Below are 24,967 nucleotides of genomic sequence, written 5' to 3'. Positions count from 1 at the left end.
CATATCACCGGGTAACCTGCTTCCGCCCCATTATTGGAGCGGCCCCACAGCCCAGGATCGGACGGAATCACCCGGTGACCCTGACCACCACTCCCCCACCACCGTCACCGTCGCCGACATCGAGGCCGACGCACCCGGCGCCTCCGGTCGACGGCCTGCGCCTCGACATCGAGGGGCTGCGCGCGATCGCCATCGGCACCGTGCTGATCTACCACGCCGGCGCGGCCTTCCTGCCCGGCGGGTTCATCGGGGTGGACATCTTCTTCGTCATCTCAGGGTTCCTGATCACAGGCGTGCTGATCCGAGAGGTCGAGAAGACGACGCGGGTCTCGCTGCCACGCTTCTACGCGCGCCGGGCCAAGCGACTGTTCCCAGCCGCAGCACTCGTCCTGGCCGTGACCTCGCTCGTCACCTGGCTGACCAGCTCGGAGGTGCACTGGCGCACCTTCGGCGGCGACATCGTCGCCGCTGCCCTATACGTGGTCAACTGGCGCCTCGCAGATCGTTCTGTGGACTACCTGGCCGAAGGGACCGGCGCCTCACCGGTCCAACACTTCTGGTCGTTGGCGGTCGAGGAGCAGTTCTACATCGTCTGGCCCCTCCTTCTGCTGGCAGTCGCTCTTGTCGTACGTCGCACCGGACTGCAGCTGCGCCCGCTCATGGCCGTCGGCCTGTCCCTCATCGCGCTCCCGTCCCTGGCCTGGTCGATTGCGCTGACTGCTTCGAATGCACCGGTGGCCTTCTTCGTGAGCACGACCCGGCTGTGGGAGCTGGGCATCGGGGCACTCATCGCGGTCGGCGCCGGTCTATGGGGCTCTTTGCCCGCGGCCGTCGCCCGGCTCTTGGGATGGGGTGGCCTCGGCGCCATCCTGGCGGCGGCGCTCGTCTTCGACGAAAGCTTCGCCTGGCCGGGCGCGTGGGCACTGGTGCCGACATTGGGTACGGCAGCCATCATCATCGCCGGCAGCCGACACCGCACAGAGGTGCAGCGCCTGCTCTCCCTCAAACCGGCGGTGTGGCTCGGCGGCCTCTCCTACTCGCTCTACCTGTGGCACTGGCCGATCCTCATCGGATATCAGAATCTGTTCGGCCAGCCCAGCCAGACCGTCGGACTGCTGCTCATCCTCGGGTCCGTGGCGCCCGCATGGCTGTCCCTGCATCTGCTTGAGAACCCCGTGCGCTTTTCTCCTGCACTCGCCCGGTCGACGCGTAAGACGCTCGCGATCGGGGTCGCCTTGTCGATGGTCGGCGTCCTCGCTGGTGGCCTCCTGATGCTCGCCGTGCCTTCATCCAGCTCCACCGGTTACGCACAGGGTGCCGCGGCCCTCACCGTCAGCGACGACAGCGTGACCGGCATCAAGAACCCGGCGACGGCCTCGGGCATCACCCCGGCCCCGGCTGATGCGGTCGACGACGTGCCAGATGCCTATGCTCGCGGCTGTCAGGCCGAGATGGCCGACACACAGCCGAAGACCTGCGAGTTCGGCAAACCCGACGGCGACCGCACCGTCGTCCTGGCCGGCGACTCCAAGGCGCTGCAGTGGTCGGGGGTGCTGGACGCGATCGCCACCGACGCCGGCTGGCGTCTGCTCACCACGACCAAGTCCTCATGTGGACTCTTCGATGCAACCCGTGACGAAGGCGGGTCCGAGTACACCGCCTGTCACGAACACAATGCGCACGCCGTCGACGAGCTCATCGAGCTCGGACCGGATGCGGTCATCGTCTCCCAGCGGCACAACTCGGCGATCGACCCGGAGACGGGGAAGAACAGTCAGGCTGCCATGGTCGCCGGACTCGTCAGTGTCTGGAAGCGGCTGACAGATGCCGGCATCGACGTCGTCGTCCTCAATGACAACCCGACGCCTGTTGACGCCTCGGGTGAGAACTATCAGGTCTACGAGTGCGTGGCCGATCATCGCGACGACCTTTCTGCCTGCTCGTTCTCCCGGTCAGCGGGCGTCGCCGAGAGCGGTACGCCGGCGCTTCTCGAGGCTGCCCGACGTGTCCCAGCCGTCCAGGTCGTCGACATGACCGACACGATCTGCAACGACACCACGTGTCCCCCGGTGATCGGCAACGTGTTGGTCTATCGCCAGGGGTCCCACCTGACGAACCGGTACGTGATGTCCACCCGAGCGATCCTCCAACGTCGGCTCGAGCAGACGATCACGCCATAAAACGGCCGAAACCGACTCCGTTGACCAGAGTCGGTTCCCCCTGAGCGAGGACGACTCGCTCGTGGTGTTGACAGAGCTACCCGCTCAGGCGGGCTGCATCTCCTGCATCGAGGAGTCGAGGTCGGCGGTGTGTGCCGCGACCAGCGCGTCGTTCTCCGTCTTCAGAGAGAGAACCAGATCCTCAAGCTCACGCACACGCGCACGCAGCCGAGCATTCTCGGCGGTGAGATGTGCGGGAGTCCGCAGGTCGCTGCTCATGTAGCCGATCAGCGCCTTCGCCATGAATACGTTCCTTCGCTGGAATCATAGAAGTTCCCGAACTATCGGGCCGTCTACAAGGGTGGCACCCCTAGGTGCCTTGCGTCAATGCCGCGTCCCGACAGAGAAACCAGCCAGGACCTTTGCCATATCCTGGTCACGTTCGTCACCGGCCGCGTTGACCTCGGTCTCTCCTCGGTTGTACTTCCAACTGGTGGCGACGGCGCGGAAGTGCCGGTAGCTGACCGTGTCGAGATGCGTGGGCTGCGCCTCGAACACCGAGTGGACACCGAACCAGGCTGTGTCAGGCAGCTTCGAGGGAACTACGGTCCACTTGGTCGGGCAGGCGGGGGCGTCCGCCTCGAGGAACGGGTAGTTCGAATAGACCAGACCGTCATGGTCCTCACGGGCACCCGCGATCCACACACCCCCGTACTCCACGGCGCCGTGCTCGTCGGCCAGCTCATAGATCGACCGCTCGGAGACGACCAGCTCATCGACGTCGGCGTTGATTACCCCGGCGGCCAGCCCGAGATACTTCTGCCGAGCATGCTCGAAGCCACCGGACTGGCAGAAGTCCGAGTCCCAGTACACCCCAGAGCCAGCCTGCGGGCCGTACTTGAAGGGCCAGTCGACCACGACGGCGATCTCGATCCCCTCGATGCCGGTCAGTGCCTCGCGCACGGCCTCGGGGCCATAGGTCGACCCGTTGTCGTAGACGAGGACGGCGTCGGTGCCATGCACCTGGGCGTAGTAGGTCGCCCAGTCACGAATCCAGGACGGATCGTTGTCCTTGGACATGGTCATCAGCACTCGGCGGCCGCGGAAGAGACCGAGGTCCGAGTGGCCGACCGGGGTGACCTCGAGGCCTGCGGCCCGTACCGCGTCGGCCTGGGTGAGATCCACGCGCGCCCGAAGGACCTTCTTGAAGTCACGTACGACACTGCCGCTGGGCACATCGAGCTCGAGGTTCAGCAGCGGAGGCCCGACGAGAACGACATCCCCGTGATCCTCGAAGACGTCGTAGAAGACGGTGGTGTCATCGAACTTCTCGAGGTAGTCGGCTTGGCGCATGTGCTCGGGGCGCGGGGGCGTCCGCTTCACGGGCGCGTCAGCAGCAAGCACCAGAGGGGCGACGCGATCGATGCGCACGATCGGCTCTGGCGTGGGGATCGGGGTGGGCTCGACAGCGGCCCGGCCGGCGTACAGGCGGTCGATGAGGTCGGCATAGCTGCGAGAGATCCCTGCTGGTGCCAAGCGCCGGCTGAAGGCCAGCGCCGCCTGTGCTACCGCTTCGGCCTCGAACCAACGGGACTCGAGAATCTCGGCGATCGACGCGGCCGCGTCACCGGGGTCGAAGAACCGAACCCACGGCTCGTGGCCGAAGTCGGCACGCAGGTGGGGCTCATCAGGGATCACGACCGGGACACCATAGGTCGCCGCGAGGTGCAGGCTGCCCGAGTTGAGGACCTTCTCATAGGGGAGCACCATCACGTCGGCCGCGGAGAACCAGTCGGATATCTCCTCGTCCGGCACGAAGTCGAGATGGGAAGTCACCGCGACGCCTGCGTCCGCAAGAGCGTCGAGACGCTCGGTGAGATCGACACTGGTCTTACCGGCGAGCAGCATCTCGAGGCCATCGACCGAAGCAGCGGCCAACGCGACCGCATCGAACAGGCTGTTGATGCCCTTGTACGGCCGGATCTGCCCGAGGAAGAGCACGCCGGTGGTGTCTGAGCCGGCACCGATGGCCTCGCGCGCCTCGGCCTTGGGCAGGCTGCTGCCGTAGACCCCGGCATAGCTCGGGTGTGGGATGTGGATGACCTTCGCCGGATGGATCCGGTAGGCGTCCGCAACGACCTGGACCGTCTGGGAGTTCATCACATGAACGACATCGGCCAGGTCGGCGATGCCTTGGTGAAGCCGGACGGCCGCCGCGTGGAAGGCGGTGTCATGGGGAAGCTCGTTGTGAACCGTCCAGAGAATCGGCCGGCCGTGAGCCTTTGCCTGAGCCAACGCATCGAGGAGCTCGGTGACCGCCTGCTCGGCCTCATCGACCGAGGCACAGTTCTCGGTTACGGGCGAGGGCCAGTGCAGGTGGATGACACCGCCCGACCAGGGCCTGCGCAGATCCGTGATGAGCTCTCCGGCCCAGGTCTTCCCGGCCATCTCGTAGCCACGAGCGCGGGCCTCCAAGGTGAGGAGGTTGATGTACGGATTGTCCTGCCACGCGGGGAAGGTCAAGACACGTTTGGCTGATGGCTCAGCGGACGTCCCTGTCGTCGCGGTCCCCTGGTTCTTGCCGCGAGCTCCTTTCACCGGCTGGAGCAGGAATTCGAGATGACGAGTGCGATGCACGAGAAGCCGGACCCGCCTGCCGGGAAGGTCCCAGGAGTATCTGCCGGGCACTCCATCCGTGACCGCGACCTTGACATCGCGCGACGGTCGTCCGGTGCGGGTCATCCGCATCACTGTCTGCCATGTGTCACCGAGGTAGTCCTCATCGACGGGGATGACAGCCTGCCAGCGGATCGGTGCACCGGCCCGATGGACACCGGCTCGAAATGCCGGCACGACCCGCTCCTTCGAGCCACCCCTGGCGCGCAGGACCAGCACGAGGTTCTCGAGGTCGTCGCTTCCCCTTCCCAGCGAAGCCACTCCACGCAGGACCAGGCCGTCGTCGCGGCCCGTGGCTGACTGGACTTCGAACTTCGCGGACTCTTCGTCGACGAGCAGATAGGTGACCGCTGACGTCGCGTCACCGTCGAACGAGCGGCGGCTCCAGTGCTGGACGGCATCCGTGCCGACCGCGGCGATGAGCTTCTCGATCCGAGGGAGGAGCTTGTCGCGTTCCGCCGAGGAAGCCGCGGCACCCTGGGCCAAGGGCCTGATCACACGGCGTACGATCCAGTCGCTGATCAGGCCTCGCTCCACCTCCACCTCCGGATCGAGCCTCTCGAGCAGGTCGAGGACCTGCACGACCCCGTCGACGGTGTCCGTGAACGGTTGGCGTGGCAGGTCTTCCGACTCTGGCCAGCGACGCGAAGCCCCACCTGCAGCCAGGAAGGGCATCAGCGCACCTGGCTCGTCGGGCACCACGGTGCCATGCAGATCGATCAGCTCGGCTGTGAACCGTTCCAGTGTCGCTACCTGTGCGTCGTCGAGGACTCGGATCGAGCGCGCCCGGCTCTCCCATTGCGTCCGCACGAAGTGACGTACATGACGATCTGCCCTCTCGCCAGAGAGCCGCTCGCGCAGCACCCTGAGCGCTGTGCCGCTCTGGTCGATCCAGTCGCCGAAGGTGGGCTCGCGAAGATAGTCCGCGGAGATCGCGGCGCCGTGGCGCCGGTGCCGGTAGACGAGCTGAGGCACCACGGAGATGCGCTCTGCGGCGGTTGCGACCGTCGCTGAGAACACGAGGTCCTCGCAGTGCGCACGATCGGGGAAGGTGACACCGCTGGCGTCGATCAGCGATCGGCGGTAGACCTTGTTCCACACCACGTGGTCTTCGAGGAACTCAGGGCGCTCCTCCACATGGAATCCAGAGGCTCCGTGACGATAGAGGCTGCTCGTCTGCGTCCAATAGGCGCCCGAGCGGCCATCTTGGTAGATGTCCTCGCCAGCGCCCGCCACGATGTCGGCGTCATCGGCAACCGCGGCCGCCATCAGCGACCCGAGAGCACCTTCGACCAAGACGTCGTCGGAGTCGAGAAAGAAGACGTACTCCCCCGTCGCGTGTGCGAGGCCGACGTTGCGCGCCGAGCCCAGGCCGCCGTTGGCCACGACCACCACCGAGAACCGAGAGTCACGGGCCGCGTATTCACGGGCGATCGCCTCGGAATCATCTGGTGAACCGTCGATCACGATGACCGCGTCCCACGCGGCGTACTCCTGGAGGGTGATCGACTCGAGACAGGCACGCAGCCAACGCTCAACGTTGTAGACAGGAACGATCACACTCACCGTGGGAAGCGGCGAGGCGGGCTGGTGCGGGTTCATAGCGACGTGGGGGACCTTGAACTCTTGCTGTGATGTAATTGGGCGCCGCAATTGTAAGGTCAAACCGGCACACCGTTCGCAATCAGTAAAAATCGAATCCGGAAGCATTTCTCGTGCCTCGTGTCGCGCCCCCACGCCCGAAGAACCCCACCATCTCAGTCGTCATGGCCGTACGCGATGTCGGCGACTGGATCGCCGCAGCGGTCGACTCGGTGCTTGCTCAGAGCCTCGACGACCTCGAGCTCATCGTCATCGACGATGGCTCGACCGATGACACGTTGAACCGGCTCGCGCAGGTCGAAGACCCGCGCGTCGTCCTGCGATCTGCTACCGGCAGCGGTGGGGCGGCAGCGCGCAACCAGGGGATCGCCATGGCCAGGGGCGAATACCTCGCGTTCGCCGATGGCGACGACATCGTCCCCACCTACGCCTACGAGCGCCTGGTGGGTCAAGCGCGCAGCACGGGTGCGGAGATGGTCGTGGGCAACTACATGACCTTCACCCCGAGCAAGGCGTGGACGCGGCAGACGAACCTTCCGCTCTATGGCGCGGTCCGTGTCGGTGTCACGCTCGCCTCTGAACCGGACTTCATCCGAGACCGGGTCTGCTGGAACCGCGTGTTCAAGCGGGCGAGCTGGAACACGCTCGGTCTTGCGTTTGCCGATTCGAAGCGCTCCAACGACATCCGGGTGATGACGGACGCCTACTGTGCCCTCGCGTTCGACGTCATCCCGGACGTGGTCTACGGCTATCGCAAGCGGGTCGGCCGCAGCTCGATGACCTCGCAGCGCTCAGCGCCCGACGCTCTCGCCGAGCACTTGGCTCAGGAGCTCGGCTGCATCGAGGCCATCGAGGCCTACGGCGACGACCAGGTGGCCACGAAGTACTTCGAGGGCATCCTCGGCCACGACGTGTGGCATCACATCCGACCGGTCCTCGCCCGAGGCGGCGCCACCGATCCGGCCTACGCTGCGGCGCGCGAGCTGACCGCTGTCCTGCTGAAGCATGCTCCCGAGTCATCCCTCAAGGCGATCAACCAGACGGAGAGGCTGACCTACCGGTTCATCATCGCGGACAGGTGGGAAGCTGCGGCCATCGTGGCCGAAGAGAGCCCGGAGCGCCTGCGGGAGCTCTTGACGGCCTTCGGGCACGAGGAGTTCGTCACCCTGTGCCACCAGACCGCGCCCCATAACAACGCAGCCCTGGTGCGCATCACCCGAAGGGCCTACCTCGACGACGTCGTGACTGACGCTGACCACGCCATCGACGATGCCGACCTGGTCGAACGCCTCCAGGCCGCCAAGCGTATGCAAGAAGCCGGCATCCCGACGAAGCGTTTCAAGGCTGCCGAGCTCGCCGTGCTCGCCGAGCAGTTGGAAGACGTCGCATCCGTACGGGCGCGCATCCAGCAGATCGTCGAGGCGGCAGCGGAGGTCACGCCCGTCGAGCAGACCGCCGCCCCGAGGCGGAGCCTGCTGGCGCGTCTCGCGCGGCACTGACAGACGCCTGGCTCTCAGCCGCGGCGGCGGCGCTCACGCAGCTGCATGAGCTCCTTCTTCTCCTTGCTGGTCAGCGAGTCGGCGCCCTCGGCGTGGATCTTCTCGAGGAGCTCGTCCATCCGCTGGTCGTCCTTGGAGACGGTCGAGGACTCCCAGGGACCGGTGACGACGGTCGGGCCCGACTTGCGCTTCTTGGCCTTGGCGGGCTTGGCCGCCCTCGGCTGCCCCGGACCGCCGGCGACCTGCGGGATCCAGGGGAACCGGTCGAGCAGGCCGAACTGGCGCGCCACGAAGGCGTTGACGGCGAGGCCGACGACGAAGACGAGCAGCATCACCCAGCTGCGGTAGCCGAGGTACTGGATCAGTTGGATGCCGACGAGGATCACGCCGAAGAGCCAGGCCGGGATGTTGAACATGAACATCCGGTCGGGCCACTGCGCGATCCACAGCAGCACCACCATCATCTCCAGCATCCCGAGACCGGCGAGGAGGTAGGACGGGTCCAGCACCGCACCGAAGACGACGGTCAGGAACGAGAGCACCGCGGTGAACGCCACCAGCATCCAGGCGAACCGGACCCGGCCGAGCTCGTTGCGCTCGAGGTCGGAGCCGAAGTACCAGAAGAAGAAGATCGCCAGGACGTCGAAGATGCTGAACTGCGGGTAGGCGAACGGCCAGGTGAACAGCGTCCACAGCTTGAGCTCGGCGAGGTTGGGCTGGATCAGGGCCAGCCCGGCCAGCACGCCCTGCCCGCCCATCACGGCGAAGAGGATCAGCCCAACGATGCTCGCGAAGACCACGAGCCACGTCGTGGTCACCCCCAATGAACCGATGTGGAACCAAGGCTCGTGGGGGTAACGACCGCCTGGGGTCAACCGGAAACGTTCTCGCACGGGGCCGAGCCTATCCACGCATTGGTTGCCGCGTCAGCAGGGCACTCCCACCGACATCCTCGATGTTGCCCAGATCCGGGGGAAGCGCCGGATCGTTGCGCCACGGATGCTGCCGAAAGGCCGCTCGCGCGCCGTACCTGTCGATCATCGCGATCAGCGCGGTGAGGTCCTCGGCACGGTCCTGGGCGACCAGCCACGCCATCAGCCGTTGAGCACGTGGAACCGCCGTGTTCTCGAACGGCACCCCGGCGTCGTACCAGAACTCAAGGACGGCGCCGCGCAGCAGCTTCCAGTAGCGGCTCGGGTCCTCGGTGTCGGGGTGGACCGCCGCGCGGAAGTGCTCCCACATGTCGATCGGCAGGACCTCGACGAGCAGGGTCTCCATGAGCTTCGCCGAGCCGGCGGCGCGTACGAGGTCGATCGTCTGGCGCTTGGTGTCGATCCGCTCGACGAGGTTCGCGATCTGTGCACGCTTCTGCGTCGCCGAGGACCGATCGGAGCGGACCTGCCAGTCGTAGACGATCTCCGTCATGACATCGAAGGAGTCAGCGGCGAGGAACACCTGGGTGAGCGCGACCTGGTCCTGGTAGCGAGTGCGCTCGGGGAAGGCGATCGCGTTCTCCGTCCAGAACGACCGCCGGAAGATCTTGTTCCACACGAAGATGTCGGCGAGCATCAGCGGCGCGTCCTCGATCCGGCACCTGAGCCGTTCCTCCGCGTGGTTGCGGCGCATCAGCGGCGTCATGAACCTGCGCTCCACACCGCCCTCGACCGCGACCCGCTCCGCCGCACCGACCGCGAAGTCCGAGCCCGTTCGCCGCAGCGACCGCACCATCGCCGACCATGCATCATGCGGCAGGATGTCGTCGGGGTCGACGAACGTCAGCAGCTCTCCTGTCGCTGCGTCGATCCCGGTGTGACGCGCTCGCGACACCCCCGAGTTCGGCTGGGTGATGACCGTGACGCAGGGCTCCTCCGCGGCCAGTCGCCGCAGGATCTGCGCCGACCCGTCGGTCGAACCGTCGTCGACCACGATCACCTCGAGCTTCGAGATCTCGCTTCGTGGCTGGTCCAGGATGCTTCGTAGGCTCTTCTCGACGTACTCCGCCACGTTGTAGACCGGTACGACCACACTGAGCGTCGGCCTGAACCCTGCCAGGTCCCTCACCCGACGGACTCCGGCTTCGCTCAGCTTCCTCCAGCCGGTCACCCCCGAGCAACTCTCACAGTCGGGCGTCCTTCCGGGAGCTTGTGGGGAGCCACCTGTTGTCCTTGTCGAGCTGTTGACCAACCGCTGGCAGGGAGCGTGGTGCACGCCTGTGCCGGTAGGGGTGGGCCGTGGATTGTCTTCCCCGAGATCCGGATGACCACGTCGCCACCCGGCTATACCGCCATCCCGAACAAGGCGGTGCTCGTCTGCTGAACCCAGGACGAACGCACCAGAGATTAACCCACGGGAATCCGGTTTCCTTAACCAACGCTGAGGATCGTCGGAACTGTCACACGGCCGCAATATTCGGGTGACCCGAAGGGGCCTTGAGGAATAGTCCAGATGGACTATCTACCCCGGGATTCGCCGGGGTCGAGGTGCCGGCTGGCAGGTGGGGCAGAAGTAGGAGGAGCGGTTCATGAAGGCGGTGCGGCGCATCGGGGCACCACACCGGTCGCAGGGCTCGCCCTCACGTCCGTACGCCGCGAGCGACCGCTCGAAGTAGCCCGACTCGCCGTTCACGTTGACGTAGAGCGCGTCGAAGGAGGTGCCGCCCTGGGCCAGCGCCTCGGTCATCACGTCGCGTACGTGGCCGAGCAGCTCGCGCACCTTCGGGCCGGTCAGCCGGTCCCCCGGCCGTTCGCCGTGCAGCTTGGCGCGCCAGAGCGCCTCGTCGGCGTAGATGTTGCCGACACCGCTGATCACGGTCTGGTTGAGCAGGATCCGCTTGATGCCGCTGGCCGATCGCCGGACCCGCCGGACGACCGCCTCCGCGTCGAAGGCAGTCTCGAGCGGGTCGGGGGCGATGTGGACGATCTCGGGCGGGAGCTCGGCTCCCCCGGGGCTGATCGAGAGGCCGCCGAACATGCGCTGGTCGACGAAGCGGAGCTCGCGACCCTCCGCGGCTCCTTCGAGGCGGATGCGGACGCGCAGGTGCCGTTCGTCGGGCGACTCGGGCGGCTGGACGAGGATCTGGCCGCTCATCCCGAGGTGGGCCATGAGGGCGTCACCGGAGTCCAGCGGCAGCCACAGGTACTTGCCGCGGCGGCGGGCGCCGACGAGCACGCGCCCCCTCAGCTCCTCGGCGAAGGCCGAGGCACCAGCGAGGTGGCGGCGTACGGGCCTGGGATGCAGGACCTCGACGGCGAGGATCCTCGCGCCGAGTACGTGACGCTCGAGGCCGGCGCGTACGACCTCGACCTCGGGGAGCTCAGGCAACGACTGACCTCAGGCCGAGGAGGATGCGGAGGCCTGGATCTCGCCGTAGGCCGTCTCCGCGGCGGCCTGCTCGGCCTCCTTCTTGGAGCGGCCGACGCCGTTGCCGTAGAGCTGCTCGCCGACCCGGACCTTCGCGGTGAAGGTCTTCATGTGGTCGGGGCCCTCGTCGGTGATGACGTATTCGGGCACACCGAGGGCACGCTCGGCGGCGAGCTCCTGCAGCGAGGTCTTCCAGTCGAGCCCGGCACCGAGGTCGGAGGCCGCCTCGATGAGAGGGTCGAAGAGTCGGTGGACGAGGACGGTGGAGACCTCGATGCCACCGGAGAGGTGGACCGCTCCGATCACCGCTTCCACGGTGTCGGAGACGATCGACGCCTTCTCGCGCCCGCCGGTGGCCTCCTCGCCACGGCCCAGCTTGATGTGCTGGCCGAGGCCGATGGCCTGACCGACCTCGGCCAGGGCGCGGGCGTTCACAACTGCCGCCCGCAGCTTGGCCAGCTTGCCCTCGGGCAGGTCTGGGTGGGTGCGATAGAGGGTCTCGGTGACCACGACGCCGAGCACCGAGTCGCCCAGGAACTCCAGGCGCTCGTTGGTGGGCAGGCCACCGTTCTCGTAGGCGTAGGACCGGTGTGTCAGCGAACGCTCAAGCAGCTCGGGGTCCAGGATCGGATCCCCGAGCGCTTTGCGAAGCTCGGCGTAGTTGGTCAGGAGACTAACCGCGTGTCAGATCAGAGGACCTGGCGACGCTCGGCGCGAGCGCCGTACTGGCCGCACTCGCCGCACGCACGGTGCGGGATGTGCTTGGCGCCGCAGGCGGGGTTCGCGCACGTCACCAGGGTCGGCGCAACGGCCTTCCAGGCCGAGCGGCGGTGGCGGGTGTTGCTGCGCGACATCTTCCGCTTCGGGACAGCCACTGTTTTCTCCTCTTATTCGGCCGGTCGGATCTCGACCGGCTACTGAAGCCTAGTTACTGGCGAACTCTAGTTGCTGGGCTCATCTTTCAGCGAAGCCAGCCCCGCCCAGCGCGGGTCGACCTTGTCGCCGTGGTCGTGCCCGGGATCGTCCGCGAGCCGCGCCCCACACTCGGGGCACAGTCCCGGACAGTCGTCCTGGCACATCGGCTGGAACGGCAGCGCGAGCACCACCGCATCCCTGAGCACCGGCTCGAGGTCGATCAGATCGCCCTCGGTCCGACTGGTCTCGTCGTCCTCATCAGGCGCCTGGCCGTCACGAGAGTCGTCGTAGACGTACAGCTCCTGGATGTCGACCTCGGCTTCGTCCTCGATCGGCTCCAGGCACCGCACGCACTCGCCCTCGAGGACAGCGAAAGCCGTCCCCGTGACCAGCACACCCTCCATGACCGCCTCGAGCCGCAGGTCGAACTCGACCGGCGAACCCTCGGGGACAGAGAGGACTTCGATACCAAGATCCGCCGGCGCCGGCACCGTCAGCTCCACGTGACGCTCGGACCCCGGGCGGCGGCCGAGCTCGCGTGTATCGAGCACGAGCGGCGCTCTCGGGTCCAGGGCAGTCATGTTTCACTTCCGGATGAGGGCACGACAGATCAGATGAGATCTTACCGGGACCGGACGACGGCGACCAAAAGGACGGTCACCACACCGGCCACGCACGCGACACCGGCGATGCCCGTCGCGACCCAGGCCCCCGACTGGAAGACCGGTGCGGTGGCCAGGTCGCCGCCGGCTGGGTTCGGCGGAGCGATGTGGGCGGCGAAGACCGCGAAAGCCGCCGCAGCCCAGACCGCGACCGCCGGCCCCGCCAGGCGTGGCGTGACGGTGAGCCCGAGCGCGGTGAGCAGGCTGGTCACGACGGTGAGCGGGATCAGATAGCGCCAGTACGCTCCCCCACCACCAGCCGCGTAGTTGAGCTGGATCCCGACGACGACCACGGTCAGGGCGAGCAGCAGCAGCGCCGTCGCCACCCGGACGGGCTCCCGCCGCGGCCGGGAGAACGCGCGGAGGCCGACGACCAACCCGAGCACGAGCGGGGCGAGGGTGATCACGACCCCGATCGCGACATGCTCCTGGAGCGCCGGCGGGATCAGCAGCTGGCGCCAGATGTCGGGGTCGGTGGCGACGTCGAGCACGGGGCGTACCTCCCGTTCCTGCAGGGGGCCGCCGGGCTTGCCGACGAGGTCGGTCTGCATGCCGGACCAGTTGCCGGTGGCACGGAAGTTGCGGATGTAGAACCACGCGTTGACGGCGACGGCGAGGAGCACGGCGACCCCCAGACGCAGGATGCCCGTCCAGTCGCGGCGCGGGCCGAACAGCCAGACCAGGCCGAGGGTCGTCGCGCACAGGCCGATGAAGACGACGCCGGGGAGCCGGGTGCCGAGGGCGGCCGCGGCGTACAGACCGAAGAGCACCAGCCCGCCGGTCCGGGGCCCGTGGCGGAGCAGCCAGACGGTCTGGCCGACCAGGAGGGTGGCCCACAGCACGAACAGGTTGTCGTTGAAGACGACGCCGCCGAGCCTGGTCAGGGCCGGGCTGAGCGCGGTGACCAGGCCGGCCGCGACCGACACCTCGGGGCGGCTGGGCACGATCTGGCGCGTCGTCCACATCACCGCGGCCACGACCAGGCAGGTGATCACGAGGGCGATGCCGCGGGCCGCCATCCCGGCGGCGAGCAGGTGGCCGGCATCGGTGAGCGGACCGACCACGGGGGCCAGCAGCAGGTAGAAGAGCGGTGGATGCTGGCCGGTCCAGTCGAAGGGCAGCGTGTAGCCCCAGATCTGCGGCATCCGCATCGGGTCGCCGATGCTGATCAGGGTGCCGTGCCAGAGCTGGTAGGCGTGGTCGACATGAGCCACCTCGTCCTTGGTGCCGTAGAGCGGCGAGGAGAGCGCATAGCCGGCACACACGCCGGCGCAGGTGATGAGGTTGGCGATCAGGCCGGCGGTCCAGAGCTGTGGTGCGGTGGGCCGTGCGGTGGGCACAGACGTCTCCCGAGTGGTTCGTTGGCTGGTGACGGGGCAGATGTTGGGGCAGGTGTTGGAAGGTCGCCGGCGCGACGGGTCAGGAAGGCGGCGACGAGGGCGACGACGACGTCGGCCAGCACGGCGATCCCACGGGCCAGCAGGGCGACCAGCAGCGCCAGCCCGGGCGAGAGTACGCCGGAGAGGGCCACGACCAGGACGGCCTCGCGCAGCCCGGCGCCGGCCGGGAGCCCGATCGCGGCCATGCCCAGGCTGAACCCGAGCGCATAACCGCCGACGCTGGCCAGCAACGAGGGCAGCGGGTCGCCGCCCAGGCCGACCACGACCACCCAGATCTGGAGGCCGAGCAGGAGCCAGACCACGCCCTGCAGCGCCAGCGCCGTGCCGATCCCCCGCCAGGTCGGCAGTACCTCGAGCGGCTCGCGTCGCACCAGCCGCAGCCCGGTGTCGGCCACCTTCGCGAAGACCGGCGGATGCAGTGCGACCAGGATCAGCGGGAGGAGCAGAACCGCCCACCAGTAGCGCGCGAACGTCTCCTGCCCGAGGAACGGCATCAGCAGCACCGAGACCATCACCCCCGCGCCGACCGCGATCGCCAGCACGAGAACACCCTGGGTCAGGGACGTACGCCGCGGCACCCGCTCGGCACGGGCGAGCTCCATCTGGCCGACGATCGTCCACACCGAGCCGGGCAGGTACTTCCCCAGCTGGCTGACGTAGAAGATCCTGGCTGCGGGCACCAGCGGCAGCGGCGAGCCGAGATCGGCCAGCACCACCCGCCACATCAACAGCGCCACGCCCTGGGCGAGCACGGTCAGCAGCAAGGCGACCCCGAGCACCCACAGCGGCAGCTCCTCGAAGCCCCGCACGAGGGCGTTCCAGTTGCGGTGGATCGCGTACGCCGCCACCAGGACGACGACCGCGACGACCACCGCCTTGAGCGGCACCGCCTTCGTCCAACCTCGGCCCACGGGTCCTCCTTGGCAGCACTTTTCGGGTGCCGACATCTCAGATGCGGGGTGTGCTGCTCGATCTTTCCTTGATCACGACCCTAACGTTGAGGTGATGCACATCGTCGCCTTCGGCACCTACGACGTGGCCTCCCATCCGCGGGTCGCGGTACTCATCGAGGGCTTACGCGCCTGTGGCGCGGAGGTCACCGAGGTCAACCGGCCACTCGGCCTGGACACCGCGGCGAGGGTGGCGATCCTGCGACAACCGTGGCGTCTGCCGCTGCTCGTGCTGCGCCTGCTGACCTGCTGGAGCGCCCTCGTCGCCGAGTCGATCCGTCGCCGTCGGCGCGGGCGTCCCGACGCCGTCCTGATCGGCTATCTGGGCCATTTCGACGTGCACCTGGCCCGTCTCCTCCATCCGCGTTCGACCATCCTGCTCGACCACATGGTCTCGGCCGCCGGGGTGGCCACCAACCGGCGGCTGGCCGGATCCGGCGGGTTGAAGCTGCGCCTGATGAAGGCGATCGACGCGATGGCGCTGAAGCAGGCCGACGTGGTCATCGTGGACACGGTCGAGCAGCAGGAGGGACTGCCCGAGGACGTACGCCGGCACTCGGTCGTGTGCCCGGTGGGTGCCACCAAGGAGTGGTTCGACGCGGGCGCCCGGGCGCTCGAGCGGCCGACCGAGGAGCCGCTGAAGGCTGTCTTCGTCGGCCTCTTCTCCCCCACCCACGGCGCCCCGGTGATCGCCGACGCCCTCGACATCCTCGCCGACGACGAGCGGATCGAGGTGACGATGGTGGGCCAGGGCCAGCAGTACGAGGAGGCGCGGCGCCTCGCGGCCGGCAACCCGCGCGTCTCCTGGGTCGACTGGGTCGACGCCGAGGACCTGCCCGACTTCGTCGCCGGGTTCGACGTGAGCCTCGGCATCTTCGGCACCGTCCCGCAGGCACGCCGGGTGGTGCCCAACAAGGCGTTCCAGGGCGCCGCCGCCGGCGCGGTCGTCGTCACCTCCGACACCGCGCCCCAGCGGCGGATGCTGGAGAGCGCGGCCATGCTGGTCTCCCCCGGCAGCCCGGAGGAGCTCGCCTCGGCCCTGACCAAGCTCGCCGACGACCCCGACGAGGCCCAGCGCCTGCGCGAGGCCGCCTACGAGCAGGCCCGCGAGCACTACACCCCGCGGGCCGTCGCCTCCCCCATCCTCGAATGTCTGACCTGAACCCGACCCGACCCAGGACCCCGATGTCGCTCACCGCCACCGACCGCCCGCTGCCGCCGCTCGCACCCCGCGCCTGGCTCCGCTACGACGTCGTCAGCCGGATCATCGACCGGCTGGCTCCGAGGACAGCGCTGGAGATCGGCTGCGGCCAGGGTGCGTTCGGCGCACGCCTGGCGATGCGCGCCGACTATCTCGGCGTCGAGCCGGACGCGGACTCGTTCGCGGTGGCGTACGAGCGGATCACCTGCATGGGCGGCACGGTGCTCAACGCGATGTCCTCCGAGCTGGACTCGGAGAGGACGTACGACATGGTCTGCGCCTTCGAGGTGCTCGAGCACATCGAGGACGACAAGGGGGCGCTGGCCGAGTGGGTCACCCACATCCGCCCCGGCGGGCAGCTGGTGCTCTCGGTGCCGGCCTTCCAGGAGCGGTTCGGGCCGATGGACCGGCATGCCGGGCACTTCCGTCGCTACAGCCCCTCCGAGCTCACCGAGCGGTTGGAGGAGGCCGGTCTGGGCGAGGTCGACATCACCGTCTACGGCTGGCCGCTCGGCTACGCCCTGGAGGCGGTCCGCAACCGGATCGACGCCCGGAAGCTGGAGAAGGTGGGCGACCTCACACCCGAGGAGCTCACCCGGGCGACCGGGCGTACGTTCCAGCCCAGCGGTCAGCTCAAGGGGGCCGCCATCGCCCTCGCGACCAGCCCGTTCATGGCCCTGCAGCGGCTACGGCCCGACACCGGCACCGGGCTGGTGGCCGTCGCGACCAAGCTCGACTGACCCGCCGGCCGGAACGCCTGAAAGACAACTTGAACGACCTACCGCGCGCGCTACCGGCGCCGGTTCCCGACTACTCATAGATTTTCGGCTTGTGCCCTCCCCTGTTGTGACTGGATCCGATCGGTGGCGCTCAGGCGTCGTCCTGGCACTTCTCGTCCTCTTCGTCGCGGTGACCTTCGGTCCCGCGCTCGTGGGTCAGGGCATGCTGCTGGACACCGGATGGCTGCACGCGATGATGCCGTACGCCGCCGACGGCCCGATCCCGCAAGGGACGCTGTGGTGCCGCGGGGACACGTGGGACTACTACCTGCCCGGTGTCCAGAACATCGTCGAGGGCGTACGCCACGGCAACTGGCAGACCTGGGCACCCTACGAGGTGGGCGGTGCGCCGCTGGCCTCGCTGCCGAACCATGCGGTGCTGAGCCCGGTCTCGTGGCCCTACTGGGTGATGCCTCTGTGGCTGGCGCCGGCCTGGGTGAAGCTGACCGAGCTGGTCCTGGTGCTGGCCGGGATGGTGCTGTTCCTCGGCCGGCTCGGGGTGCGGCGCAGCATCGCGCTGGTCGCCGGCCTGGTCTTCTTCACCTCCGGTTTCATGATGATGTGGACCAACTGGCCGCACACCAAGGTCGCCTGCCTGATCCCGCTGCTGCTGTGGGCTCTGGATCGTGCGGTGCGGGAGCGCGGCGCGCGCGACCTGGCCGCCGTCGGTCTGGTGGTCGCCGCGATGCTGCTCGGCGGGTTCCCGGCGGTGACGATGTTCGCGCTGACCCTGGGCGGGATCTACGTGGTCGTCCGGGCGCTGGCGCTGCGGGACGTGCGGCGCACGCTGGTCGCGGGCGGCATCGCCGCCGGCGGGGTCGGGCTCGGGGTCGCGCTCTCCGCGGTCCAGGTGCTCCCCTTCGCGCTCAACATGAGCGCTCTCGGGCTCGACGGGCGGGTCCCCAACCAGGTCAAGCCGGCCAGTCTCGTGCTGACGACGGTGGCCCCTGACGTCTACGGCACCTGCGTCGACGGGCTCTGGTTCGGCGAGGACAACCCGATCGAGTCGATCTCCTTCATCGGCGTCGCGGCGCTGATCCTGGTCCTGTGCGCCCTGGTCGTCAGGCTCCCCGGCGGCCGCCGCCCCTCGACGCCCGCCCTGCTCGCGGTCGTACTGGCCGCCGTCGTCTGGCTGCTGTGGATCGGCGGGCTGCCGCTCGAACTGCTGCAGAAGCTGCCCGGCTACAGCTCCAACAGCTTCGGGCGGGCGAACTCGATCTTCGGGTTCCTGTGTGCGGTGCTGGCCGGGATCGGGCTGGAGCGCCTCGTCCAGCGGGCCGAGGTGTCGCGGTCTGCCGATGAGGAGGGTCGGTCGTGGCGTCCGCGTCTGGTGGTCTCGCTGGTCGTGCTGCTGGCGGCCGCCGGGGTGGCGGCGTACTTCCTGTACGCGGCGTACGTCTACATCGACGGCGCGCCGCGGCCGATCCCCGATGTCGCCGCGAAGCTGCGGGTGCCGGCGCTGCTGGGAGTGGTCTCGGTCGTCGCGGTGGCGGCGACGCTGCTGCTGCGGGGCCGGCTGCGGCTGCTGGGCCCGCTGGTGCTCGTGCTGGCGGTGCTCGCGCAGAGCACGATGTTCGCGCGCGAGGTGCTGCCGCTCACCGACCGTGACGAGTTCTACCCGGTCACGCCGGCCCACGAGTTCCTGAAGAAGAACCTCGGAGAGGAGCGGTACGGCGCCTCGAGCTGGGAGCACTCGGCCGTCGCCGACCACTACCGACTGCGTACGCCGACGGGCCATGAGTTCACCTCGGCGGAGTGGAAGGCGCTGATCGCCGCGGTCAGCCCGGACGCCCAGCTGTCCCCGACCTACAGCGACTTCCCCGCCAACGTGCCCACTCCGGGGCGCCAACCGGTGCTCGACCAGCTCTCGGTCCGCTACTGGGTGACCCAGCCGATGGAGGTCATCGGGGTCTCCTCGCCGACACCGGTGCCGGGCGCGCAACGGCAGCCGCTCACCGTGATGCCCGGCCAGCAGGCGATCTGCCAGGTCCCGCAGGGCGACCTGCGTGGGATCGAGATCACCGTGCCCGATGGCCTGAAGCCGCGGGCGCAGACGCCGACGGTCGTGCGGGTGAGCGTCGGAGCCGGCGCCGAGAAGGTCACCTCCGAGCGGGCCATCGCCGTGAACCGGCCGCTCAAGCGCGGGGAGAGGCTGCGCGTCGCGATCCCCGACCACCGCTTCGCGTCCGGTCCGGTGCCGGTCACCATCTCGTTCACGGGGAAGCGGAAGCCTGTCCAACTGGCCGGCCGCACCGACGGTTCCGCAGTCTGCACGGCGGTCCGTCCGGAGAAGGGCGACGGCCTGCGGGTGGTCCACGCCTCGGCCGGCGCGGTCGTCTACGAGCGCGCGAGCGCACTTCCCCGGATCCGCTGGGCAGGGACCAGCGAGGTCGTGACGGACGGTCCCACGCGGGTGCGACGGCTGACCGAGGGCGTCGCCCCCGGCACGGTGCTCCTCGACGACGACTCGACGCCGGCTGCGTCCGGCTCGACCGCCGAGGTGGACGTACGTCGCGACGAGGCCGAGACGATCTCGGCCGAGGTCACCGCGGACGGAGCCGGCTACCTGGTCGTCGCCGACTCGATCGCCCGCCCGGGCTGGTCGGCGACAGTCGACGGCCGACCCGTGGAGCTGGTCGCCGGCAACCATGCCTTCGCCGCCGTGCCCGTCCCGGACGGAACCCACACGGTCACCCTCCGTTATGACGCGCCCGGCCTGCGCGCTGGGGCGGTGATCTCCGCAGTCGGCGTTCTCGGACTTCTTGCCCTCCTGTTCATCCCGACCGTGTTCCGCAGGTGGCGGCGAAGGAGGAACGACCCCGTGACCCCTCAGGACACCATCATCTAGAACGCGTTCCACCCAGCGACACCGCGGGCGTGACACCGGTCCGCGGACGTACCAAGGTCTCGCTCATGGCTGTTCAGATCGCCGGCGAGGTGCGCCACACCTACGCCGAGCTGGATGGCCGGGAGATCTCCGACGCCCCTGCGGCGAGAAGGTGAGCTGACCATGCCGTACGTGACGGTCGACCGCCCGGCCGACGGCGTCGCCGTCCTCACCCTGGACCGTCCCGAACGGATGAACGCCATGTCGTTCGACGTGATGGTGCCGGTGCGCGACCAGCTGGTCGAGATCGGCCACGACAACAGCGTCCGGGCGATCGTGATCACCGGCGCCGGCCGTGCGTTCTGTGCAGGCGCGGACCAGGAGTCGGCCGGGCGGCCACCGCACACCGAGGGGCTCGCCCGACCGGGCTACGCGTTGCGGTCGCTGGATCTCCTGGAGGACGTGATCGGGACGATCCGCCGCCTCCACCAACCGGTCATCGCAGCGGTCAACGGTGCGACCATCGGTGGCGGGCTCTGCCTGACTCTCGCCTGCGACATCCGGATCGCCTCCACCGCGGCGTACTTCCGTGCGGCCGGTATCAACAACGGCCTCACCGCGAGCGAGCTCGGGCTCAGCTATCTGCTGCCGCGGGCGGTCGGCTCCAGCCACGCGGCGGATCTGATGTTCACCGGCCGCGACCTGAGCGCTGAGGAGGCAGCCCGCATCGGGCTCGTCTCGCGCCTGGCCGACCCGGTGCTCGAGGAGGCCGTCGCGATCGGGACGCGGATCGCGGAGCTCTCCCAGCCGGGCATCGAGCTGACCAAGAAGTCGCTCCATGCCGGGATCGCAGCCGGTTCGATGGAGAGCTACATGCCGATCGAGGGCATCGGCCAGCTCTACCTACGCCTGCTCACCGACAACTTCGAGGAGGCCACGCGCGCCCGCAAGGAGGGGCGGCCGGCTCGCTTCCGCGACGACCTGCCCCGACCTCAGGACCGTCCCTAGCCCACCGAGCTACCCGGCTCGCGGGCGACGGAGCGGACACGGCGTAGACCGGTGTTGAACACCAGGTTGCCTTAGCACATACGCCGGATGACACCCGCGAGGGGCCGTCGGGCCGCGGAATCCACGCGGTAATGTGGCAGTTCAGAAGCCCCTCATCTGCCCCGAATTCTGTGTTCGGTCCCACTACTTGCCCTGAGGTCCCTGTGAAGCTTGTCGTTCAAGTCCCCTGCCTCAACGAGGAGGAGACGCTCCCGTCCGTGCTGGAGTCGATTCCGAAGCAGATCCCCGGAATCGACGAGATCGTGATCCTGATCGTCGACGACGGGTGCACGGACCGGACGGTCGAGGTGGCCAAGGAGCACGGCGTGCGCGAATTCGTGCACCACTCCCGCAACCAGGGGCTGGGCCGTTCCTTCCACGACGGGGTCGTTCGCGCGCTCGAGCTGGGCGCCGACATCGTGGTCAACACCGACGGCGACAACCAGTACCCGCAGGACCGCATCGCCGACCTGGTCCAGCCGATCATCCACGGCCAGGCCGACATCGTCATCGGCGACCGGCAGGTCGACCGGATCGAGCACTTCTCCGGGCTGAAGAAGAAGCTGCAGAAGGTCGGCTCCAAGGTGGTCAACATGGCCGCCGAGACCGATCTGCCCGACGCGGCCAGCGGCTTCCGCGCCTACTCGCGCGAGTCGCTGATGCTGCTCAACACCGTGACCCGCTTCTCCTACTGCATGGAGACGATCATCCAGGCGGGCAACAAGCGAATGAAGATCGCCTCGGTGCCGATCGAGACCAACGCCAAGACGCGTGAGTCGCGGCTGTTCAAGTCGATGCCGGAGCACATCATGAAGTCGGGAGCTGCGATCGTGCGCTCCTACATGATGTACAAGCCGTACGCCATCTTCGTCTGGCTCACCGCCTTCTTCTTCGTCCTCGGGGCGATCCCGTTCTTCCGCTACCTCGTGCTGTGGCTGAGCGGCGACAACGGCAACCACATCCAGTCGCTGCTGCTCGGTGGCGTACTGATCAACCTGGCCTTCATGTCCGCGATGCTCGGCGTGATCTCCGACCTGATCCGCACCAACCGAGTGCTCATCGAGGACGACCTGGAGCACACCAAGAAGGCTCGCTTCGGCAAGTCTGGCACCGAGATGCTCCGCGACCAGACCTCGGTCGCCGAGTTCGACCTGCCGCACACCCCGCGCGCGAGCAAGTCATCTGCCCAGTCCGGCGAGACGTGGACGACCAGCCTGTGACGACGACCCACTCCGACCCGGTCTCCGCCACGGGGGCCGGGTCGTCGGCTACCCCCAGCCCCGCGAGGCCCAGTCTGAAGAAGCGGCTGCTCAAGATCGGGCTCGCCCTCGCCGTCGTGCTCGGCGGCGCGTATCTGGTCTGGCGTCAGCGTGCCGACCTGGCCATCGCGGTCCAGGAGCTGAGCCTCGGCCGCGTCGCGATCGCCGGGGTCCTGGCGATCGTCGGCACCATGCTGATCGGCCAGACCTGGGTCGCTCTCCTGCACGGCATGGGTATCCGGCCGTCGCTGCGCGACTCCCACTCGGTCTTCTACGTCTCCCAGCTGGGCAAGTACCTGCCCGGCTCGGTGTGGCCGGTCGTCGCGCAGATGCAGTTCGGGCTGCGCTGGGGCGTCGCGCGCCGGACGATGCTCGGCGCCAACATCCTCTTCATGGGCGTCGTCGTCGCCAGCGGCATCGGCATGGGCGCGCTCCTGCTCCCCTGGTCGTCGTCCGAGGGCCTCGACCGCTATTGGTGGCTGCTGCTTCTGCTGGTGCCGCTGGCCGTCTGCCTGCACCCGCGTGTCGTCCCGGGCGTGCTCGACTGGCTCTTCGCCCGGCTCGGCCGGGAACCCCTCAACGTACGCCTCACCGCGCGGGGACTCTTCACCGCGATCGGCTGGGCGGTGCTCGCCTGGGTCGCCTTCGGCCTCCACCTGGCCGTGATGATGCAGTCGTACGCCTCGATCGGGCTGCTCGAGGTCGCGGCCGCGACCGGTGGGATGGCCCTGGCGTGGGCCGCGGGGATCGCGTTCATCCCGGCGCCGGCCGGCGCGGGGATCCGTGAGGGGCTGCTCGCCCTCACCCTCGGCCCGATCATCGGGGTCCCCGAGGCGCTCACCGTGGCGCTCGCCTCCCGTGTCCTCCTGCTCATCGCCGACGTGCTGCTGGCTGCTCTGGGGGCGATTGTCGGTCGGCGTACGTCCTGACCGGCCAGGCCGCGAGGCAGACCGCAAGCACACCGCACACCACGCCCGCGGCGACCATGAGCTCGGCTCCTCGGGACTCGGAGTTCGGAAGTCGGCCGGCGTAGGTGGCCGAGGTGACGAACCAGTCGAAGATCAGCAGGGCGTAGACGCCCAGCACGAGCGTGATCACGGCCGCCGCGAGCCGGCTCCGTGACTCGCGTGAGCCGGCCGGGATCAGGTCGACGATCGCCATGATGCCGACCGCGAGCGCCGTGGCCAGCAGCGGCATGAGCGGCATCAGGTAGCGGTCGTTCGGGTTCCCGCCGCCCGCGACGAAGCCGACCAGGTTCGCCAGGACGAGCGCCGCGTGGGCCGTGAGCAGCAGCCATCCGGCCGCCGACGAGGGCTCGTCCGTCGGTCGGGTGGTGCTGCGGCGGGCGAGCAGGACAAGAAGGCCGAGCACCGCGACGACGGCGAGCACGTCGGCGCCCGTCGCGTATCCCTCGGCGAGCAGCGGCGCCCACAGTCGCTCGTACCAGTCCGCCCAGAGCGAGCCGTCCGTCACGACCTGCCACCAGGTGCCGTTCGGCTCCCGGTCGAACTTGTCCAGCAGTGCCTCGGAGGCGGTCGGGTCGCCGTAGAGGACGATGTTGCGGACGTAGAACCACCCGGTGGCGAGCGCGGGAACGCCGGTGGCCACGGCCGAGGCCCCCAGAGCCCGGCTCACGCCGCGACGCGAGTGGTCCCTCAGCAGCAGAGCCACCGCGATGGCTGCACCGCACAGGACGACGGTCAGGACCCCAGGCGCCTTCGCCCCTGCCGCAGCGGCCCCGGCCAGCGCGACCAGTGTCAGGCGCCCCGGCGACAGGCCGCGGTTCAGGATCCGGATCGTGGCCAGCAGGGTCAGCGATGACGCCGCGACCGCGACCCCGTCGTTGGCGATGTGCCCGCCGGCGGTCACCAGTACGGCACACGAGGCGCTGATCCCGGTGGCCAGGAACGCGACCGCCGCCCGCCGGGTCACCTCGAAGGCGATCAGGCCCACCAGCAGTACGCACAGCGCGGAGCCGACGGCATTGATGAGGCGCATCCCGACGATCATCACCTGCGGTGCGTCGAGAGCCCCGGCCGCGGCCACGAACGGCAGCGACATCAGGTAGTAGAGCGGAGGATGGTTGGCGGTCCAGATGTGGCGGTGCGGCTCGTCCACCATGGTTTCCAGCCCCTCGACGACCTGGGGATACCGACGGGCATCGGTCGTCACGGGCGTGTCGATCGTCGGCAGCCGTCCGGAGGCGAGCTCCACCGCGTAGCCGGCGTTCGGCCCCTCGTCGCGGGTCTGGTACTGCAGCGCCCGGGTCAGGGCGACGTAGCTGCTCAGGCTCAGCGCGAAGAACGCCATCAGCACCATCGCCGCCAGCAGCCGTCTTGGAAGACGTACGTCGGTGCGGTCCTCGTGTGTGGAGTGGAGCATTCGGGACCTTCGGATGGGCTTTGCGGGCTTTTGGTGAGCCTATGTCGGTTCTGTGGTGATCTCCTGCTCTTGGTGCGTGTCTTTGGGTGGCTCGGGTCTTCGGGCGTACGCGGGGTTGTTCTTGTGTTTTTCGGCTGTTGTGCGGGGTTGGTCTTGGGCCGCCGACCCGTTCTTCGAGAGTGTTCTCGACCTGCCCCGGAGTCAAGGACGGCCTGCGGCCGCCGGCTACGCCGGCCGCTTCGCGGTCCT

The 24,967-nt window shown here is 68.6% G+C and carries 19 protein-coding genes; 8 read left to right on the top strand and 11 right to left on the bottom strand.

Going from position 1 to position 24,967, the window contains the following annotated elements; all coding sequences use genetic code 11:
• The first annotated feature begins 74 nt into the window (after positions 1-74).
• Positions 75-2,180, top strand: a complete 2,106-nt coding sequence (locus tag ACIO3S_RS27975) for an acyltransferase family protein (RefSeq protein WP_400469710.1) — start codon at positions 75-77, stop codon at positions 2,178-2,180.
• An 84-nt stretch (positions 2,181-2,264) separates the two neighbouring features.
• Here the strand turns inward: ACIO3S_RS27975 and ACIO3S_RS27970 are convergent, their stop codons facing one another.
• Together ACIO3S_RS27970 and ACIO3S_RS27965 are read right to left on the bottom strand one after the other, a co-directional pair.
• Positions 2,265-2,462, bottom strand: coding sequence for a hypothetical protein (locus ACIO3S_RS27970; RefSeq protein WP_160024522.1), 198 nt, complete (start codon positions 2,460-2,462; stop codon positions 2,265-2,267).
• Positions 2,463-2,543: 81 nt separating this feature from the next.
• Positions 2,544-6,437, bottom strand: a complete 3,894-nt coding sequence (locus tag ACIO3S_RS27965) for a glycosyltransferase (RefSeq protein ID WP_400469707.1) — start codon at positions 6,435-6,437, stop codon at positions 2,544-2,546.
• A 113-nt stretch (positions 6,438-6,550) separates the two neighbouring features.
• On the opposite strand from ACIO3S_RS27965, the gene ACIO3S_RS27960 reads away from it, so the two are divergent.
• Positions 6,551-7,936, top strand: a complete 1,386-nt coding sequence (locus ACIO3S_RS27960; RefSeq protein ID WP_400469704.1) for a glycosyltransferase family 2 protein — start codon at positions 6,551-6,553, stop codon at positions 7,934-7,936.
• A 14-nt stretch (positions 7,937-7,950) separates the two neighbouring features.
• Here ACIO3S_RS27960 and ACIO3S_RS27955 read toward each other — a convergent pair whose 3' ends face one another.
• The 8 genes from ACIO3S_RS27955 to ACIO3S_RS27920 form a co-directional block, all read right to left on the bottom strand.
• Complete coding sequence (locus ACIO3S_RS27955; protein WP_400469701.1) at positions 7,951-8,754, bottom strand: DUF6576 domain-containing protein; 804 nt, start codon at positions 8,752-8,754, stop codon at positions 7,951-7,953.
• Positions 8,755-8,839: 85 nt separating this feature from the next.
• Complete coding sequence (locus tag ACIO3S_RS27950; RefSeq protein WP_400469698.1) at positions 8,840-9,997, bottom strand: glycosyltransferase family 2 protein; 1,158 nt, start codon at positions 9,995-9,997, stop codon at positions 8,840-8,842.
• 393 nt (positions 9,998-10,390) lie between these two features.
• Positions 10,391-11,257, bottom strand: a complete 867-nt coding sequence (mutM, locus tag ACIO3S_RS27945; RefSeq protein ID WP_400469695.1) for a bifunctional DNA-formamidopyrimidine glycosylase/DNA-(apurinic or apyrimidinic site) lyase — start codon at positions 11,255-11,257, stop codon at positions 10,391-10,393.
• 9 nt (positions 11,258-11,266) lie between these two features.
• Complete coding sequence (rnc, locus tag ACIO3S_RS27940) at positions 11,267-11,965, bottom strand: ribonuclease III (protein ID WP_160029025.1); 699 nt, start codon at positions 11,963-11,965, stop codon at positions 11,267-11,269.
• 20 nt (positions 11,966-11,985) lie between these two features.
• Complete coding sequence (rpmF, locus tag ACIO3S_RS27935; RefSeq protein ID WP_008358292.1) at positions 11,986-12,171, bottom strand: 50S ribosomal protein L32; 186 nt, start codon at positions 12,169-12,171, stop codon at positions 11,986-11,988.
• A 66-nt stretch (positions 12,172-12,237) separates the two neighbouring features.
• Positions 12,238-12,792, bottom strand: a complete 555-nt coding sequence (locus tag ACIO3S_RS27930) for a YceD family protein (protein WP_160024528.1) — start codon at positions 12,790-12,792, stop codon at positions 12,238-12,240.
• 41 nt (positions 12,793-12,833) lie between these two features.
• Positions 12,834-14,213 carry an ArnT family glycosyltransferase gene (locus tag ACIO3S_RS27925; RefSeq protein WP_400469690.1) on the bottom strand — a complete coding sequence of 460 codons (1,380 nt, stop codon included), beginning with the start codon at positions 14,211-14,213 and terminating at the stop codon, positions 12,834-12,836.
• The gene (locus ACIO3S_RS27920; protein ID WP_400469687.1) at positions 14,165-15,184 is read right to left on the bottom strand and encodes a lysylphosphatidylglycerol synthase domain-containing protein; all 1,020 of its coding nucleotides are present in this window, start codon (positions 15,182-15,184) and stop codon (positions 14,165-14,167) included. Before ACIO3S_RS27920 ends, ACIO3S_RS27925 begins: the two co-directional genes overlap by 49 nt.
• 94 nt (positions 15,185-15,278) lie before the next feature.
• Here ACIO3S_RS27920 and ACIO3S_RS27915 point away from each other — a divergent pair, with 94 nt between their 5' ends.
• The 6 genes from ACIO3S_RS27915 (at position 15,279) to ACIO3S_RS27890 (ending at position 23,265) form a co-directional block, all read left to right on the top strand.
• On the top strand, positions 15,279-16,385 hold the full coding sequence (locus ACIO3S_RS27915) for a glycosyltransferase (RefSeq protein WP_400469684.1): 1,107 nt from the start codon (positions 15,279-15,281) through the stop codon (positions 16,383-16,385).
• Positions 16,373-17,164, top strand: a complete 792-nt coding sequence (locus tag ACIO3S_RS27910) for a methyltransferase domain-containing protein (protein WP_400469681.1) — start codon at positions 16,373-16,375, stop codon at positions 17,162-17,164. The genes ACIO3S_RS27915 and ACIO3S_RS27910 overlap by 13 nt, the downstream gene beginning before the upstream one ends.
• Positions 17,165-17,270: 106 nt before the next feature.
• Positions 17,271-20,051, top strand: a complete 2,781-nt coding sequence (locus ACIO3S_RS27905) for a YfhO family protein (RefSeq protein WP_400469678.1) — start codon at positions 17,271-17,273, stop codon at positions 20,049-20,051.
• Between the two features lie 162 nt (positions 20,052-20,213).
• Positions 20,214-21,038: an enoyl-CoA hydratase gene (locus tag ACIO3S_RS27900; protein ID WP_400469675.1), complete on the top strand. Its 825-nt coding sequence runs from the start codon at positions 20,214-20,216 to the stop codon at positions 21,036-21,038.
• A 170-nt stretch (positions 21,039-21,208) separates the two neighbouring features.
• Positions 21,209-22,297 carry a glycosyltransferase family 2 protein gene (locus ACIO3S_RS27895; RefSeq protein WP_400469672.1) on the top strand — a complete coding sequence of 363 codons (1,089 nt, stop codon included), beginning with the start codon at positions 21,209-21,211 and terminating at the stop codon, positions 22,295-22,297.
• Positions 22,294-23,265, top strand: a complete 972-nt coding sequence (locus ACIO3S_RS27890; RefSeq protein WP_400469670.1) for a hypothetical protein — start codon at positions 22,294-22,296, stop codon at positions 23,263-23,265. Before ACIO3S_RS27895 ends, ACIO3S_RS27890 begins: the two co-directional genes overlap by 4 nt.
• Here the strand turns inward: ACIO3S_RS27890 and ACIO3S_RS27885 are convergent.
• Positions 23,207-24,718 carry a phospholipid carrier-dependent glycosyltransferase gene (locus tag ACIO3S_RS27885; RefSeq protein WP_400469667.1) on the bottom strand — a complete coding sequence of 504 codons (1,512 nt, stop codon included), beginning with the start codon at positions 24,716-24,718 and terminating at the stop codon, positions 23,207-23,209. The two genes, ACIO3S_RS27890 and ACIO3S_RS27885, sit on opposite strands and share 59 nt — an antisense overlap.
• Positions 24,719-24,967 lie beyond the last annotated feature (249 nt).

The sequence above is a fragment of the Nocardioides sp. NPDC087217 genome (genome assembly GCF_044744805.1).
In the GTDB taxonomy this organism is placed as follows: Bacteria; Actinomycetota; Actinomycetes; order Propionibacteriales; family Nocardioidaceae; genus Nocardioides.
Note: the sequence above shows the minus strand (reverse complement) of the source record. Positions and strands in the feature narration are given on the sequence as shown.